Below are 1167 nucleotides of genomic sequence, written 5' to 3' on the forward strand. Positions count from 1 at the left end.
CTTTTTGCCATTTAGCAATCAAATCGTTGGTATAGTCAATCAACTCTTGATTAGACTTACTTGAAGCGATACCGTATTCTTGCGTTTTGAAACCTTCATCCAGAATCTTGGTTTTATCACTTTCATAACCTGACAAGATTGATTTATCCCCAGCAAAGGCGTCAATACGGTAAGCATAGAGTGATACGGCTAACTCAGGATAAGATCCGAGTTGGACGTAGTCAAACTTAAGATTGTTAGCTGAAGCGTACTCTTCAACAGCAGCTTTAGCAGATGATCCCTGAGAAACCCCGATAGTTTTACCGTTAAGATCAGAAAGTTTCTTGTAGCCAGATTTGGTTTGAACGAGGAAACCGATTTGGTCGTAGTAATAAGGGTTTGACATAGCATATGAAGCCTTACGCTCATCTGTAATGGTATAAGTAGCGATAAGCATGTCAATAGTTCCATTGTCCATAAGGGCTTCACGAGTTTGTGGGGTAACCGCTGTAAAATTCACCTTAACCTTAAGTTCTTTGGCGATTTTCTTAGCAAGATCAATTTCCATCCCTTGATAGGTATTGGTTTTGGCTGAGTAGTAACCAAAGTTTGGGACATCTTGTTTGACACCAACGTTTAGAGTCCCTTTTTTGACAATTTTTTGAATTGCAGCACTATTGAGTAGCTTACTGCTTTCATCTGCCTGACTACTTTTAGTGTTCCAGAGGAGAACTGCTAGAAAAGCTATAACAGAGATAGCTAAAATGCGACTAAGTTTCTTGATTAACATAAGCCCTCCTTAGGCGTCCACTTGGACACGATCAGAGTTGTGGTCGATAATCTTAGAAAGGAATTGAACTGCACGAGGTTCAGTTGGATTGTCGAAGAAACCATCCACATCCGTAGTGTCTACAAGAACTTGACCTTCAGCCATGAAAATGATACGGTCAGCCACACTACGGGCAAAGCCCATTTCGTGGGTTACGACAACCATATTCATACCACCTTTGGCAAGTTTTTGCATAACCGCAAGCACGTCACCGATAGTCTCTGGGTCAAGAGCTGACGTTGGTTCGTCAAAGAGCAAGAGCTCAGGATTCATGGCAAGACCACGGGCAATAGCGATACGTTGTTTTTGCCCACCAGAAAGCATACCAGGGTATGAATCCTTCTTGTCCCACATGTTAA

Annotated in this window: 2 protein-coding genes; both read right to left on the reverse strand. The window is 42.0% G+C overall.

Annotation, left to right across the window (positions count from 1 at the left end; translation table 11 throughout):
- Positions 1 to 769 (reverse strand): transporter substrate-binding domain-containing protein (locus HMPREF3112_RS04815; RefSeq protein WP_070438456.1); only part of this gene is annotated, 769 nt, incomplete at its 3' end.
- Positions 770 to 778: 9 nt separating this feature from the next.
- On the reverse strand, positions 779 to 1167 hold a 389-nt coding region (locus HMPREF3112_RS11615; RefSeq protein ID WP_256262658.1), incomplete at its 5' end, for an ATP-binding cassette domain-containing protein.

Source organism: Streptococcus sp. HMSC10E12, assembly GCF_001807855.1.
Lineage (GTDB): Bacteria > Bacillota > Bacilli > Lactobacillales > Streptococcaceae > Streptococcus > Streptococcus salivarius.